15 protein-coding genes are annotated in these 15,049 nt (G+C 62.0%); 9 read left to right on the top strand and 6 right to left on the bottom strand.

Annotation, left to right across the window (positions count from 1 at the left end):
* Positions 1 to 41: 41 nt before the first annotated feature.
* The 4 genes from B2J77_RS17675 (at position 42) to B2J77_RS17660 (ending at position 4,295) form a co-directional block, all read left to right on the top strand.
* Complete coding sequence (locus B2J77_RS17675; protein ID WP_058603100.1) at positions 42 to 2,480, top strand: Lon protease family protein; 2,439 nt, start codon at positions 42 to 44, stop codon at positions 2,478 to 2,480.
* Between the two features lie 156 nt (positions 2,481 to 2,636).
* Complete coding sequence (locus B2J77_RS17670) at positions 2,637 to 2,975, top strand: hypothetical protein (protein ID WP_027915475.1); 339 nt, start codon at positions 2,637 to 2,639, stop codon at positions 2,973 to 2,975.
* A 92-nt stretch (positions 2,976 to 3,067) separates the two neighbouring features.
* Positions 3,068 to 3,556: a TIGR00645 family protein gene (locus tag B2J77_RS17665; protein WP_003247486.1), complete on the top strand. Its 489-nt coding sequence runs from the start codon at positions 3,068 to 3,070 to the stop codon at positions 3,554 to 3,556.
* Positions 3,557 to 3,677: 121 nt separating this feature from the next.
* A complete protein-coding gene (locus tag B2J77_RS17660) occupies positions 3,678 to 4,295 on the top strand; it encodes an FKBP-type peptidyl-prolyl cis-trans isomerase (protein WP_058603099.1) in 618 nt (205 codons plus the stop codon).
* A 46-nt stretch (positions 4,296 to 4,341) separates the two neighbouring features.
* Here the strand turns inward: B2J77_RS17660 and B2J77_RS17655 are convergent, their stop codons facing one another.
* From B2J77_RS17655 to B2J77_RS17645, 3 genes are all read right to left on the bottom strand, one after another.
* The gene (locus tag B2J77_RS17655; protein ID WP_023533238.1) at positions 4,342 to 4,587 is read right to left on the bottom strand and encodes a hypothetical protein; all 246 of its coding nucleotides are present in this window, start codon (positions 4,585 to 4,587) and stop codon (positions 4,342 to 4,344) included.
* Between the two features lie 83 nt (positions 4,588 to 4,670).
* Positions 4,671 to 5,012 carry a zinc ribbon domain-containing protein YjdM gene (locus tag B2J77_RS17650; protein WP_058603098.1) on the bottom strand — a complete coding sequence of 114 codons (342 nt, stop codon included), beginning with the start codon at positions 5,010 to 5,012 and terminating at the stop codon, positions 4,671 to 4,673.
* Positions 5,013 to 5,138: 126 nt separating this feature from the next.
* A complete protein-coding gene (locus tag B2J77_RS17645) occupies positions 5,139 to 6,107 on the bottom strand; it encodes a polyprenyl synthetase family protein (RefSeq protein ID WP_058638612.1) in 969 nt (322 codons plus the stop codon).
* A gap of 244 nt (positions 6,108 to 6,351) precedes the next feature.
* Between B2J77_RS17645 and rplU the strand changes: the two genes are divergently transcribed.
* The 5 genes from rplU to B2J77_RS17620 all read left to right on the top strand — a co-directional run bounded on the left by rplU (position 6,352) and on the right by B2J77_RS17620 (position 10,040).
* Complete coding sequence (rplU, locus tag B2J77_RS17640; protein WP_023533254.1) at positions 6,352 to 6,666, top strand: 50S ribosomal protein L21; 315 nt, start codon at positions 6,352 to 6,354, stop codon at positions 6,664 to 6,666.
* Positions 6,667 to 6,704: 38 nt separating this feature from the next.
* Positions 6,705 to 6,962 carry a 50S ribosomal protein L27 gene (rpmA, locus tag B2J77_RS17635; protein ID WP_023533198.1) on the top strand — a complete coding sequence of 86 codons (258 nt, stop codon included), beginning with the start codon at positions 6,705 to 6,707 and terminating at the stop codon, positions 6,960 to 6,962.
* Positions 6,963 to 7,151: 189 nt separating this feature from the next.
* Positions 7,152 to 8,378 carry an Obg family GTPase CgtA gene (gene cgtA, locus B2J77_RS17630; RefSeq protein ID WP_058638611.1) on the top strand — a complete coding sequence of 409 codons (1,227 nt, stop codon included), beginning with the start codon at positions 7,152 to 7,154 and terminating at the stop codon, positions 8,376 to 8,378.
* Positions 8,379 to 8,463: 85 nt separating this feature from the next.
* On the top strand, positions 8,464 to 9,582 hold the full coding sequence (proB, locus tag B2J77_RS17625; protein ID WP_058603097.1) for a glutamate 5-kinase: 1,119 nt from the start codon (positions 8,464 to 8,466) through the stop codon (positions 9,580 to 9,582).
* A gap of 2 nt (positions 9,583 to 9,584) precedes the next feature.
* Positions 9,585 to 10,040, top strand: coding sequence for a CreA family protein (locus tag B2J77_RS17620; RefSeq protein ID WP_371259680.1), 456 nt, complete (start codon positions 9,585 to 9,587; stop codon positions 10,038 to 10,040).
* 134 nt (positions 10,041 to 10,174) lie between these two features.
* Here the strand turns inward: B2J77_RS17620 and mksF are convergent, their stop codons facing one another.
* Genes mksF through mksB form a run of 3 tightly spaced genes read right to left on the bottom strand, consistent with a single transcriptional unit; the run spans position 10,175 to position 14,989 of the window.
* The gene (gene mksF, locus B2J77_RS17615; RefSeq protein WP_058603096.1) at positions 10,175 to 13,006 is read right to left on the bottom strand and encodes an Mks condensin complex protein MksF; all 2,832 of its coding nucleotides are present in this window, start codon (positions 13,004 to 13,006) and stop codon (positions 10,175 to 10,177) included.
* Positions 13,003 to 13,710 (bottom strand): Mks condensin complex protein MksE, encoded by a 708-nt coding sequence (mksE, locus tag B2J77_RS17610; RefSeq protein ID WP_058638610.1) that lies wholly within the window; start codon positions 13,708 to 13,710, stop codon positions 13,003 to 13,005. Before mksE ends, mksF begins: the two co-directional genes overlap by 4 nt.
* Positions 13,700 to 14,989 (bottom strand): Mks condensin complex protein MksB, encoded by a 1,290-nt coding sequence (gene mksB / locus B2J77_RS17605; RefSeq protein WP_058638609.1) that lies wholly within the window; start codon positions 14,987 to 14,989, stop codon positions 13,700 to 13,702. The genes mksE and mksB overlap by 11 nt, the downstream gene beginning before the upstream one ends.
* Positions 14,990 to 15,049 lie beyond the last annotated feature (60 nt).

Below are 15,049 nucleotides of genomic sequence, written 5' to 3'. Positions count from 1 at the left end.
CAGAATGCTGCGTATCTGCCCCGCCGAAGTAAGGAAACCCAATGCCCGATCCTGTCGCTGCGCGCCTGCGTCTTGCGCCTGAAGCCCTCACCCGGCGTTTCTCTCCCGAGCAGTTTGCTTTCACCAACACGGACGATCTGGAGCCGTTCCGCGGCGTACTGGGCCAGGAGCGTGCTGTCGAGGCCCTGCAATTCGGCGTGGCCATGCCGCGCCCCGGCTATAACGTATACGTCATGGGCGAGCCCGGTACCGGCCGCTTCTCGTTCGTCAAACGCTACCTCAAGGCCGAGGGCAAGCGTCAGCAGACCCCATCCGATTGGCTGTACGTCAATCACTTCGACGACACCCGCGAGCCGCGAGCCCTGGAATTGCCATCGGGCAGTGCCGGGGACTTCATCGCCGACATGAACGGGTTGATCGACAACTTGCTGGCGACGTTCCCGGCCGTGTTCGAGCACCCCTCGTATCAGCAGAAAAAAGGCGCCATCGACCGCGCCTTCAACCAGCGCTACGACCGCGCCCTGGATGTGATCGAGCGCGCTTCGCTGGAAAAGGACGTGGCCCTGTACCGCGATGCCAGCAACGTGGCCTTCACGCCGATGGCAGACGGCAAGGCTCTGGATGAGGCTGAGTTTGCCCAGTTGCCTGAGCACGTGCGCGAACAGTTTCACGAAGACATCGCCCTGCTCGAGGAGCGTTTGAACGAAGAGCTGGCCAGCCTCCCGCAATGGAAGCGTGAATCGAACAACCAGTTGCGTCAGCTCAACGAAGAAACCATCACCTTGGCGCTTGAGCCTTTGCTGGCACCGTTGTCGGAAAAGTACGCCGAAAACGCTGCCGTATGTGCCTACCTGCAATCGGTGCAACTGAACCTGTTGCGCACGGTGGTCGAGCAACTGGTCGAAGACAGCAAGACTGACGCCGTGGCGCGCAAGATGCTCGAAGAGCAGTACGCACCCAGCCTGGTCGTGGGCCATCATCATGACGGCGGGGCGCCGGTGGTGTTCGAGCCGCATCCGACCTACGACAACCTGTTCGGTCGCATCGAGTACAGCACCGACCAGGGCGCGCTCTACACCTCCTACCGGCAGTTGCGTCCAGGGGCCTTGCACCGGGCCAACGGTGGCTTCCTGATCCTGGAAGCCGAGAAGATGCTGGGCGAGCCCTTTGTCTGGGATGCGCTCAAACGCGCGTTGCAATCGCGCAAGCTCAAGATGGAGTCACCCCTGGGCGAACTGGGCCGGGTGGCAACCGTCAGCCTCACCCCGCAGGTAATTGCGCTCAACGTGAAGCTGGTGATCATCGGCTCGCGTCAGCTGTATTACGCGCTGCAGGACCACGACCCGGACTTCCAGGAGATGTTCAGGGTGCTGGTGGACTTCGACGAAGACATGCCCATGGTCGACGAGAATCTGGAGCAGTTCGCCCAACTGCTGCGCACCCGTACCAACGAGGAGGGCATGGCGCCCTTGACCAGCGACGCGGTAGCCCGACTGGCCACCTACAGCGCTCGACTGGCTGAAAACCAGGCACGGCTCTCGGCCCGGATCGGCGATCTGTTCCAGCTGGTCAGCGAGGCCGACTTCATCCGTCAGCTGGCCAACGACGAAATGACCGATGCTGGCCATATCGAACGTGCACTCAAGGCCAAGGCGACGCGCACCGGGCGGGTCTCGCAGCGGGTGCTGGACGATATGCTGGCCGGCATCATTCTGATCGATACCCAGGGCGCGGCCATCGGCAAATGCAATGGCCTGACCGTGCTGGAGGTGGGCGACTCGGCATTCGGCATGCCCGCGCGTATCTCGGCCACCGTGTACCCGGGCGGCAGCGGTATCGTCGACATCGAGCGCGAGGTCAACCTGGGCCAGCCCATCCACTCCAAGGGGGTAATGATCCTGACCGGCTACCTGGGCAGTCGCTATGCCCAGGAATTCCCGCTGGCGATCTCGGCCAGCATCGCTCTGGAGCAATCCTACGGTTACGTGGACGGCGACAGCGCCTCGCTGGGTGAGGCCTGCACGTTGATCTCGGCCCTCTCGCGCACCCCGCTCAAGCAGTGCTTTGCGATCACCGGTTCCATCAACCAGTTCGGAGAAGTGCAGGCGGTCGGTGGTGTGAACGAGAAGATCGAAGGTTTCTTCAGGCTCTGCGAAGCCCGTGGTCTGACCGGTGAGCAGGGGGTGATCATTCCACGTGCCAACGTGGCCACGCTCATGCTCGACGAACGGGTGCTGCAGGCGGTTGAGAGCGGCACTTTCCACGTGTATGCGGTCAGCCAGGCAGATGAGGCACTGAGCCTGCTGGTAGGTGAGGAGGCGGGTGTGCCTGACGAGAAAGGACAGTTTACCGAAGGCAGCGTCAATGCGCGCGTGGTCGAACGGCTGCGCGAGATTGCCGAGATGATCAGCGAGGAAGATATCGAAAAGGCGGAGAAGGAACGTCTTGAAGAGGTAATTGCGCAAGCTAAACCTGCTTGAGTCAATAAACCGGCGCTGGCGGCCAATGGCTACCGTTCGGCGCCGGTTTTCCATCTTTTGCTGGCGCTCTTCTATGCTGAACCAAGGACGCTATCAGTGTTCAGGATGAAGACAGCCCATTCGCAGGGCTGAACAGAGCTTTCAGAGGACGCGGCCATGCGCAACCTCAGCCTTACACGTCAGTGCCTGGGCCTTGTGACCCGCATCGAATGCAGCATTCGGCCCCTGGCTGGCGATACCGGTATGTGGACATTGTTGTTCGCCGCCGGCATGGCCGGTGAGCAACCCTCGGCAGTAAAGGCCCAGGGGCCGTTTCATGGGCCGCAAGTGGCCGAGTCCGTGCTCAATGCCATTGTCGACAGCCTGACTCTGCACGGGTATCAGCTCAACGAAGACCCGCCCATCTGGTGCCTGCACCTGCAGGCGCAGTTGCGGCGCATGAACGGCGAGCGCACCAAAAACCTCGGCGATTACCAGTTCCATCCTGAGACCTGAACAAGCCGGGGCAGTCATCCAGCTTTTGCTGCATGAGGCGGCTGGCTATACTCGCGGTCGTTTTTCCAGCCACCTACGAGTCCCCATCCTCCATGGAACGTATTCTCGAAAATGCGATGTATGCCTCCCGCTGGCTGCTCGCCCCCATCTACTTCGGCCTGTCCCTGGGCCTATTGGCCCTTGCGCTGAAATTTTTCCAGGAAGTGGTCCATGTTCTGCCCAACGTCTTCGCCTTGAGCGAAGCCGACCTGATCCTGGTGATCCTGTCGCTGATCGACATGTCGCTGGTCGGCGGCCTGTTGGTCATGGTGATGATTTCCGGCTATGAGAACTTCGTCTCGCAGCTGGATATCGACGAGAGCAAGGAAAAGCTCAACTGGCTCGGCAAGATGGACTCCTCCTCGCTGAAGATGAAGGTGGCTGCGTCGATCGTGGCCATTTCGTCCATCCACTTGTTGCGGGTGTTCATGGATGCACAGAACATCTCCACCGATTACCTGATGTGGTACGTCATCATCCACATGACCTTCGTCGTCTCGGCGTTCTGCATGGGTTACCTGGACAAGCTCACCAAGCACTAACCACAACTTCAGCTGCACGCGGTGGTCTGTCGCGTGCAGCGAGGTGCCTCTCGATATGCTAGGCTGCTCGCCCTTTTCATCAAGGGCGTGGCTGCGCTGCGCCCTGCAGTGGAGCATGACAATGTCCGAGATCAACCTGTCTACCGACGAAACCCGCGTCAGCTACGGCATCGGCCGTCAGCTGGGTGGCCAGCTGCGTGACAACCCGCCGCCAGGTGTGAGCCTGGACGCGATCGTGGCCGGCCTGACCGACGCTTTCAACGGTGCAGACAGCCGCGTCAGCGAGGCCGAACTGTCGGCCAGCTTCCAAGTTATCCGTGAAGTGATGCAGGCCCAGGCGGCCGCCAAGGCCGAGGCTGCAGCGGCAGCCGGCAAGCAGTTCCTGGCCGACAACGCCAAGCGCGACGGTATCGTCACCCTGGATTCGGGCCTGCAGTACGAAGCGCTGAGCACAGGTGAAGGCGCCAAGCCATCGCGCGAAGACCAGGTGCGTGTGCACTACCACGGCACCCTGATCGACGGCACCGTGTTCGACAGCTCCTATGATCGTGGTCAGCCAGCCGAATTCCCGGTCGGTGGTGTGATCGCAGGCTGGACCGAAGCCCTGCAATTGATGAGCGCCGGCAGCAAGTGGCGCCTGTATGTGCCAAGCGAACTGGCCTACGGTGCCCAGGGCGTCGGCAGCATCCCGCCGCACAGCGTGCTGGTGTTCGACGTCGAACTGCTCGACGTTCTGTAATACCGCTGGGGCCGCGTTGCGGCCCTTTCCCGGCTCGCTAGAACTGTCAGTTCCAGTCTGTTCCCACCGGGCGCAATGCCCGTGCATAGCAGAACAGAAACAAGTTGCGCACCAGCTCCTTCAGCACCCCCGGCTCATTCGAATTCAGCCCGCGCAGGTCCAGATCGCCCTGGTCGCGCAGTTCGTCCAGCGCCTCTGCTTCGAGCACCGCGCACACTTCACCGGTCTCCCGATGGAGAATGCGCAGATACGGATGAGGGCGGTCCAGCCAGGCATCGATCAGATAAGTCATGACTACTCTCCTTGGATAACTTTCCAATGAGAATAATTCTTATTATCAAAATAGCAAGAACCAATTGGCGGATCTGGGTAAAATCAGACCTTGCGCACGAATTCCGATTTCAGTTTCATCGCGCCAATGCCGTCGATCTTGCAGTCGATATCGTGGTCACCGTCGCACAGGCGGATGTTCTTGACCTTGGTGCCGACCTTGACCACCAGGGACGAGCCCTTGACCTTCAAGTCCTTGATCACGGTCACGGTGTCGCCGTCTTGTAGCACGTTGCCGACTGAATCTTTTTTCACCACATCGTCATTGGCCGGTTCGGCTTCGCCGTTGGCCGACCATTCGTGGGCACATTCAGGGCAGATCAGCTGCGTGCCATCCTCGTAGGTGTATTCGGAGTTGCATTTGGGGCAGGGTGGCAACGTACTCACTTCGGTTCCTCGAACAGACAGGCGGAAAAGCCGCCATTGTAGAAGGTCTGGTTTCAGAAGTGATTATGTCCGGACAAAAGTCCGTAGCGGTTCGGGGACGAACCGCGTGTGGGGAAGGGCGTGCCGTCAGTGGGTGCGTGCGACCGCGAACTGGCTGAGCTCGACCAACGCATCCCGGTATTCGCTGGCAGGGAGTACTTCCAGGCACTCGATAGCGCGCTTGACGTAATCCTGCGCCAGGGCTGCGGTGTACTTGAGTGCACCCGATGCCTCTACGGCGGCACGGATCTGCTCCAGGTCTTCGAGGCCGCCTTTCTGAATGGCCTGACGCACCAGCGCTGCCTGCTCGGCAGTGCCCTCGCGCATGGTGTAGATCAAAGGCAGGGTGGGCTTGCCCTCGGCCAGGTCGTCGCCCACGTTCTTGCCCAGTGCTTCGGCATCGCCTTCATAGTCAAGCAGGTCGTCGACCAGCTGGAAGGCCACGCCCAGGTGGTCACCGAACATGCGCAAGGCCTCGCGCTGGGCATCGGAGGCCTGGGCCAGCGCCGCAGCACTGTGGGTAGAGGCTTCGAACAGCATGGCAGTCTTGCCGCGGATGACGTCCATGTAGACCTCCTCGGTGGTGCTGGCATCGCGTACCCGCGACAGCTGCAGCACTTCGCCTTCGGCGATGACCCGGGTAGCCCTGGACAGAATCTGCATGACCGGCATCGACCCCAGTTCGACCATCATCTCGAACGAACGGGAATAGAGGAAATCACCGACCAGCACGCTTGGGGCATTGCCCCACAGGGCGTTGGCCGTGGAGCGGCCGCGGCGCATGCCCGACATGTCGACCACGTCATCGTGCAGCAGGGTAGCGGTGTGCAGGAACTCGATGGTGGCCGCCAGCAGCCGCAGGTCGTCGCCCCGGTGGCCCAGAGCCTTGCCGCACAGCAACACCAGCAATGGACGCAGGCGCTTGCCGCCGGCCGACGTGATATAGTCGCCGATCTTCGATACCAGCGGCACGCGCGAGGTCAGCTGCTTCTTGATGATCTCGTCGACGGCGCTGAAATCGTCAGCCACCGCACGGTAGAAGGTTTGGGGTTGCATCGGCTGCTCCAGTGAGGTTGCGCGGCATGCTAGGTTGCGGGTCCCGGTGTGTCAAGGCACGGTGCCGGTCGGTCGGGCGCTGCACTTGCAAGCAAAACCTGTGTTGCGTACAATCGCGCACCCTAACTTCCTGGGCAGCACCTGCCTTACGCAATTGCGCCGGGCCGTTCCAGCCCTGTGCAGCCATGCCAGCCAATACTCATCATATAAAGCGCTGGGTGAGCAGGATTATCGGAGAAATACCATGTCTTACGCAGTAATCGTTACCGGCGGCAAGCAGTACAAAGTCGCTGAAGGTGAATTCCTCAAGGTCGAGAAACTGGAAGTCGCCACTGGCGAGTCCGTGACTTTCGATCGCGTTCTGCTGGTCGCCAACGGTGAAGAAGTCACCATCGGTGCTCCAGTTGTTGCTGGCGCTAAAGTAGTGGCCGAAGTCGTTTCGCAAGGCCGCCACGACAAGGTTCGCATCATCAAGTTCCGTCGTCGTAAGCACCACATGAAGCGCATGGGCCACCGCCAGTGGTTCACCGAGATCAAAATCACCGGCATCCAGGCTTAATCCCCTAGATCCCCTGAATTTATTTGGAGAATTGAACCATGGCTCACAAGAAGGCTGGTGGTAGTACTCGTAACGGTCGCGACTCAGAATCGAAACGCCTTGGCGTGAAGATGTATGGCGGCCAGGTTATCAAGCCAGGCAACATCATCGTCCGCCAGCGCGGCACCGAATTCCACCCAGGCTACGGCGTGGGCATCGGTAAAGATCACACCCTGTTCGCCAAGATCGAAGGCGTGATCAAGTTCGAAAAGAAAGGCGAGTTCAACCGCCGTTACGTGAGCATCGTCGCAGCCTAATCGCGACGTCGCTCCAAAAGCCCCGTCATGCGACGGGGCTTTTTCGTTTGTGGTGAGCCTCTTGCAAAGCTGTTTGTATGGGTTGCCGGCGTGGGTTTCTACGGTCGTACGGGGCCGCCGCGCTCATTTTTGCAAGAGCCTCATGTTTATCAGTGTTCAACTCGTCGGAAGGCGAGAGGCGGTTTTTGAATGAAGTTTGTTGACGAAGTATCCATTCGGGTCAAGGCCGGTGACGGCGGTAACGGTTGCATGAGCTTCCGCCGCGAGAAGTTCATCGAGAACGGTGGCCCCAACGGCGGCGATGGCGGTGACGGTGGCTCGGTGTTCATGGTGGCAGACGAGAACCTCAACACCCTGGTCGACTATCGCTACACCCGTCACCACGAAGCCCAGCGCGGCGCCAATGGCGGCAGCACCGACTGCACGGGCAAGAAGGGCGAAGACCTGTTCCTGCGTGTGCCAGTGGGCACTACGGTGATCGATGCCTCCACGCAGGAAGTGATCGGTGACCTGGTCAAGCCGGGGCAGAAGCTGATGGTCGCCCAGGGCGGCTGGCACGGCCTGGGCAATACCCGTTTCAAATCCAGTACCAACCGTGCACCGCGCCAGACCACCCCTGGCAAGCCGGGTGAGCAGCGCGACTTGAAGATGGAAATGAAAGTGCTGGCCGATGTGGGCCTGCTGGGCCTGCCGAATGCGGGCAAGAGCACTTTTATCCGCTCGGTATCGGCCGCCAAGCCGAAAGTGGCCGACTACCCGTTCACTACTCTGGTGCCGAACCTGGGCGTGGTCAGTGTCGACCGCTGGAAAAGCTTCGTCATCGCCGACATTCCTGGGCTGATCGAAGGTGCCTCCGACGGTGCTGGCCTGGGTATCCGCTTCCTCAAGCACCTGGCGCGTACCCGTGTTCTGCTGCACCTGGTGGACATGGCGCCGCTGGACGAGAGCAGCCCGGCCGATGCCGCCGAAGTCATCGTCAACGAGCTGACCCGCTTCAGCCCGTCACTGGCTGAGCGTGAGCGCTGGTTGGTGCTGAACAAGGCCGACATGGTCATGGATGACGAGCGCGACGAGCGGGTCAAGGAAGTGGTCGAGCGCCTGCAGTGGGAGGGCCCTGTGTACGTGATCTCGGCCATCTCCAAGCAAGGTACCGAAAAGCTCAGCCACGACCTAATGCGCTACCTCGAAGACCGTGCCGACCGCCTGGCCAACGACCCGGCCTATGCCGAGGAACTGGCCGACCTCGACCAGCGCATCGAGGACGAGGCGCGGGCCCAGTTGCAGGCCCTGGACGATGCTCGCACCTTGCGCCGTACCGGTGTCAAGAGCGTGCACGACATCGGCGATGACGATGGCTGGGATGATGACTTCGAGGACGACGAAGACGGCCCGGAAATCATTTACGTGCGCGACTGATCGGTTGCAGTACACTAAACGCCGCTCGCTTGAGCGGCGTTTTTGTATCCACGGTATCTACAGATTCGACATAGGTTGGAAGACGATGCGAAGCAAGGTGACGGGCGCCAGGCGCTGGGTCGTGAAGATTGGCAGTGCGCTGCTGACCGCCGATGGCAAAGGCCTCGATCGCGGCGCCATGGCCGTGTGGGTCGAGCAGATGGTCGCGCTGCGTGAAGCGGGCGTGGAGTTGGTGCTGGTCTCCTCGGGCGCCGTGGCCGCCGGCATGAGCCAGCTGGGCTGGACGTCACGCCCCAGTGCGATGAACGAGCTGCAGGCAGCAGCGTCCATCGGTCAGATGCGCCTGGTGCAGGCCTGGGAGTCGAGTTTTGGCGAGCATGGCAAGCATACCGCGCAGATCCTGTTGACCCATGACGACCTGTCCGACCGCAAGCGCTACCTCAATGCGCGCAGCACCTTGCGCACCCTCGTCGAACTGGGCGTGGTGCCGGTGATCAATGAAAACGACACCGTGGTGACCGACGAAATTCGCTTCGGTGACAACGATACCCTGGCGGCATTGGTGGCTAACCTCGTGGAAGCCGACCTGCTGGTGATCCTGACCGACCGTGATGGCATGTTCGATGCCGACCCGCGCAACAACCCCGACGCGCAACTGATCTTCGAGGCCCGTGCCGATGATCCGGCGCTGGACGCCGTGGCCGGCAGCACCGGTGGTGCACTGGGGCGCGGCGGTATGCAGACCAAGCTGCGCGCTGCGCGCTTGGCGGCACGCTCCGGTGCCCACACCATCATCATTGGCGGGCGCATCGAGCGCGTGCTTGATCGTCTCAAGGCCGGTGAGCGGTTGGGCACCTTGCTGTCGCCTGAGCGTGGCATGCTGGCAGCCCGCAAGCAGTGGCTGGCGGGCCATTTGCAGACCCGCGGCACGCTGGTATTGGACGAGGGTGCGGTACAGGCACTGCGCCAGGCCAACAAGAGTTTGCTGCCAGTGGGCGTCAAGGCCATCCAGGGCAGCTTCAGACGTGGCGAGATGGTGGTGTGCGTGGGCCCTGATGGGTTGGAAGTGGCCAGGGGCCTGGCCAACTACAGTGCCCTGGAGGCGCAGAAGATCATCGGGCAATCCTCCGACGTCATCGAGTCTATCCTGGGTTATAGCGCCGAGCCTGAGCTGGTGCATCGTGACAATCTGGTGCTGGTATGAACATGCTGAAGAAACTGTTTGTCGTGGCAGCCCTTGGGTTGCCGATGCTGGCTGGCGCCGAGGAAATCGGCCAGGTGTCCACTGTCTTCAAGTTTCTAGGGCCGAACGACCGCATCGTCGTGGAAGCCTTCGACGACCCCAAGGTCGAAGGTGTGACGTGCTACCTGTCGCGAGCCAAGACGGGGGGTGTGAAGGGTGGACTGGGGTTGGCCGAGGACCGCGCCGAGGCCTCGATCGCCTGCCGTCAGGTAGGACCGATCAGCTTCAAGGGCGAGCTCAAGGATGGCGATGAGGTATTCAAGGAGCGCACATCGCTGGTATTCAAGACCATGCAGGTGGTGCGCTTCCTGGACAAGAAGCGCAATACGCTGGTGTATCTGGTGTACAGCGATCGCATCGTCGAAGGCAGCCCGCAGAATGCCGTGACGGCGATTCCGATTCTGCCGTGGGCTCAGTGACGGGCAGGTCTGGGTCGATTTGAGTTGGATGCGTTGTGAGTGTTGAGGTGGGGGTGATGGGAGGCGTGTCAGTCCCAGAACCTCAGCTTCGCAACATCCATTGTCGGGGCCGCGCAGCGGCCCCACGATCTCCGTCAGATAACCACTTCACCCTGATCTTCGCGCACCACCACCTTCACCTCCTCCAGCGGGCTGATGAACTTCCAGTCCGATTCGTCGATGTAGATGCCGTTGGGGCCGCTGCCGCCTTCCAGGTCAATGGCCACGTGTGCCGAAACCTGCGGCTTGACGCTCGCCAGGATCGGCACGAAGCCCAGCTGCAGGCTGGTCTCCAGCAATGCCGCCTGGTTGCGTTCGTCGATGTCCGCCGCTTCGTCCAGGTAGTACGGCAGGCGCACACGCCCAGCCAAGTCGCGGTCCATCAGGTGCAGCAACAGGTACATGTTGGTCAGCGCCTTGATGGTCATGGTCGTGCCGTTGGACGCCGCGCCGTCGATGTCGGCGTGGATGATCGGCTGGCCGTTGACCTTGGTGATCTCGAACGCCAGCTCGAACAGGTCCTTCAACCCCAGCTGGTTATGGTTCGCGGCGACCAGGCGCGCCAGGTATTCCTTGGCCTGCTCGTTCCGGTTGTCCTGGTCAGCGTTCTGGGTGAGGTCGAACACCGACAGGGTTTCGCCTTCTTCATATTGGCCAGCACTGTGGATGATCTGGTCGATGTGCTTGAGCGCCTCCTTGTTCGGTGCCAGCACTACACGGAAGCTTTCCAGGTTCGACACCTGGCGTCGGTTGATCTCGCGGTTGAACAGGGCAAGCTGGTGCTCGAGGCTGTCGTAGTCGCTGCGGATGTTGCGCAGGGTACGGGCAATGTCCGTCACGGCAGCGCGACGCGCCTTGGCCAGGGTCAATGCCTCGTCGGTACGGTGGGCATAGGCGTTGACCAGCAACTGCAGGCGGCGCTCCATGTCGTCTTCGCTGTCGAACTTGGCCACGCCTTTGAGGCGCACCTGCGCGTACAACGCTTCGATCTGGTTATCCACCCGCTGCAGGCTCTGCCAGCTGTCCTGGTAGTCGTTGAGCAGTGGCAGCAGGTTGTCCATGGAGTCGTCGATGGCTTCCATGAACGGGGTGCCGAGGGGCAGGTCGGCCGGTAGCAACTGACGGCGGCGCAATGCATCGTCCAGGGTGCGTTGCTTGGACTCCAGGTCACCCAACTGGCGCGCCACCAGTTGCAGCTTGGCCGACAGCTGCTGTACCCGCTCGGTAAACGCATCGCTGGAGCGCTTGAGTTCATCCTGAGCGGCCTCCATTTGTGCGAGCTGTTCGAGCTTGGCAGGCTCTTCGGCGGCCAGGGTCTGGCTGCGGCGGTAGTCTTCCAGGGCTTTCTGGGCGTCGAGTACCTGCTGGTACAGCGCTTCGGTCTGCGCCTTGGAAGCCGAGCGGTCGGCGCTCACTGCCTGCTGGGTCTTGAGCTGGCGCAGCTCCTTGTCCAGGCGCTCCTTCTGATCACGCAGCGCGGCGCGGTCAGCCAGCGCCTGCAAGGCCGGTGGGTCGATGTGGGACAGGTCGATGGACAGGCCAGGCACCTCGAAACGCTCACCCTTGAAGCGGTCGAGCACCGCTTCAAGGGATTTCACCCACAGGTCGCTGTCGTCCAGCTCGATGCCACGCTCACCCAATGGCAGGCTGAACAGGGCACCGTTGAACAGGCGCATCAGGCGGTCGACATCCTGCTGCGAGAACTCTTCGCGCAAACGGGCATAACTGTTGTTGTCGGCGTGATCGAGCTGCTGCTTGACCTGCCTGAGGCGTTTTTCCAGGTCGCCAACGCGCTGGTCGAGGTCTTCGGCACTGAACTGACGGGACTGGGCCAGGGCGCCGGCGAGCTCGTCATGGGCATCCTTGGCCGCCAGCAACTGCTGCTCCAGCACCTTGACGTCATCGACCAAGGCAAAACGATGGCGCAACACCGACAGCTCGCCTAGCCAGCGCTGGATGCCGGTGATTTCACGCTCAAGGCGCATCAGCTCCTGGGTGCCGCCGCGCTGATCGTTTTGCAAGCGGTCCTGTTCACCCCGGTAATGCTCGGCCTGGATGACCAGCTCTTCCTTGCGCGCCATGGCGTAGTCCTGCCAGGTACCCAGCAGGTTGTCGAGCACCGGCGAAATACGGTGCAGCTTGCCGCGCAGGATGTCGCGTTGGGCAACGCCGCCGGCCAGTGCCTCGACCAGTGGGCCGGCGGCGACCAGGGCGTTGTAGTCCTGTTCCATGCGTCGCACATCGCGGAAGGCTTCTTCGCAGGCGGCAATGTAGTCGACACTGCCAGAACGCAGGCTGTGCTCGAAGGCATCGAGGAACAGCTGCTTGAGCTTGGCCGCCGTGATTTCGCGCATGTGCAGCAGGTTGATGAACAACGCGCGGAAGGTCTTGAGGCTCTGCTCGCTGGTCGAGCGCAGCGGGATCAGGGTCAGGTCCAGGGGCACCGAGGTATGACCGCCGACCAACAGGCGGCGCAGTTCGTCCGGCTTGAGCTCGTAGGCTTTGATGCCCTTGCTTTCAAGGTTGGTGAACAGCTCTTTCTGGCGCAGGCACGTGTCGTTCTTCTGATAGTGCGCCAGGTCCAGCTCGCCCTGGTAGGCAAAGAACTGGTGCCCGAAGCCGCCACCCGGCCCACGGCCGACGACCCCGATCACGTGCGGCCCGTGGGGCAGGCTCAGTTCGCAGAGGATGTACGAGGTGTCACTGGCGAAGTAGAAGCGGCGCGACTGCTCCAGGCTGTACTTGCCAAAGCTCATGTCCGACATGCGGGCCAGGATCGGGAACTGCAGGGCGTTGATCGATGCCGACTTGCCCAGGTTGTTGGCGCCGTACACCGACAGCGGGTGCTCCAGCGGGAACAAACCCAGGCTGTAGCCTGCCGTGTTGAGCAATGCGAAGCGGCGGATGCCGTAGCGTTCCTGGCTCATGCGTCGATCTCCTGTTGCTCTTGGCGAATGGCACGAGCCAGGGCCTGTTCTTCGTCTTCCTCAGCCTCGAACGACGTCAGGTCGAGCGGATCGTCCGTGTGTTCGAGCATTGGCTCGGCGTGGTCTTCGGCCAGCACTGGGGTGGGCAAGGGCAGGGCGCTGTGCAGCGTCGCCGCCAAGTCCCGGTCCTGCTGCACGGCCAGGCAAACGTCCAGGAACCGGTGCATCGGCGGCAGGAAACGGTAGATGCCACCTTCTTCATGGGCGAAGCCAAGCTGGGTCATGCGGCGCAGGATCTTTTCTTCCAAGTCCTCGACCGTCTGCACCTCGGCCTGCAGGAACAGGTCACGGTATTTGTCGAGCAACGAAGGCAGTTCGTCGCGACCAACGCTGCCGCCGTCGAGCACCGCGATCGGGTCACGGCCTTGATCGGCCAGGTGCTCGACCAGAATGAAGGTGAACAGCGACAGGCGCTGCGCCGTCTTGTTGACCTGCGCCGCCGTCATGTCCGGCACGAAGTAGTAGAAACCGCGGGTGTCGCACACCAGCTCGAAGCCCAGGGCCTTGAACAGGCTGCGGTACTGGTCCTGGAAGTTGGACAACTGCGCGTACAGCTCCGGGTCGCGGCGGCTGATGTGGAAACCTTTGAACAGCTCGCGGAAGATCGGTGCGAGCTGGGACAGTTCGGAAAGATCAAGATGCATGGGCTGGGCTCGCGTGGGGTTCTGGGGACGCACTGGCGGCGTCTTCGCGGCTGGAAGTCAGGGCGTACGAACGCAGGCTGACGCGGTGTTCCTGGGTGTCGTAGTCACGCCGCTCGAGGCGCTCGCGGTTGAAGCGTTTTTCCCGTGACAGGCGTGAGAACCAGTACAGCAGTTCGTCGGTGGCGCCTTCGGGCTCCTGCTCCAGCAGCCACACCATCAGGTCTGGCAGAGGCAGTGCCTGTTCACAGCGTTCGGTCATTTCCTTGACCGTGCGCGGTGCGCGAGGCTTGGCGTCGGACGTGCTCTTGTGCGCCTTGGGGAAACGCGCTGGCTTGGGCTCGAAGCGTGCCAAGGCATAGACATAGGCTTCGACCTGGCTGGCGCTGCCCAGGAAGGTGCTTTGCGGGCGGGTAAACAACGGCATGGCCGCCTGGGGCAGCGCGTCCAGGCCCTTGCGGCGCACCACCGACAGTGCCAGGGCTGCACCACGGGTAACCGCGTTATGGCGCCGTGCTTCCTCGCGCAGCGGCAGCAGCAGCTCACGGGCATGACGCAGGGTAAGCTGGGCGCTGGTCTGCATCTCCAGAATGCGCGCATGGGTGCGCAGCAGCATGTCGTCGTCGACCAGGTGGCCAAGGCGCGCCTGTTCACCGAGTAGCTTCAGCAGCACGGTCTCGACCTTGCGCACACCTTGCTCGAAGGCGCCGTCGGCGTTGACCAGCTGGATCATCGGCTCGACGTATTCGTCCCAGGTGGCCAGCACCTCGGCATAGCGCTGGCGCAGCGGTATCTGGCGACTGCTGGTCTTGGCCCGCTCGGCGACGGCCACCAGGGCCTGCTCATCGTTGTCGAGCTTCTTCAGCACATCCCGCACGCGCATGTCCAGCAACCGCAGTTGCCGCGCCAGGTCGTCGCTGTCGCGGTTGTCGAAGGCATCCTGGATGTGCCCGGCCAGGCGCTCCAGGTGACGCAGGTAGGCCTCGATCTCCAGGCACAGGCCGAGGCGATGTTCACGGCGCAGGTAGGCGAGAAAATCGTGGATCTGGGCATTGAGCTCGAAGCGGTTCGGGCTCTTGGCAACGGGTACCAGGATGTCCAGGCGGATCCACACATCGAGCAGTTGGGTAATGTCCTGCGGGGTGCTCTCGATCTGCTGGCGGGCCACATGCTGGCGCAGCTCCACCAGGCTGAGGGTGCCCTGGTCGAAACGCTCGCACAGCGGCTCGATCAGGGCCCAGTGTTCGGCTAGGGCACGCAGGACGCGCTTGGGTTCGATCATCGGCTTGGACTCGTGGCCAAGAAAAAGGGGGCGATTGTACTGCATCCGACGGGTTGGTTC

Source organism: Pseudomonas parafulva (genome assembly GCF_002021815.1).
Classification (GTDB): domain Bacteria; phylum Pseudomonadota; class Gammaproteobacteria; order Pseudomonadales; family Pseudomonadaceae; genus Aquipseudomonas; species Aquipseudomonas parafulva_B.
This window is presented reverse-complemented; position numbering and strand designations above follow the sequence as displayed.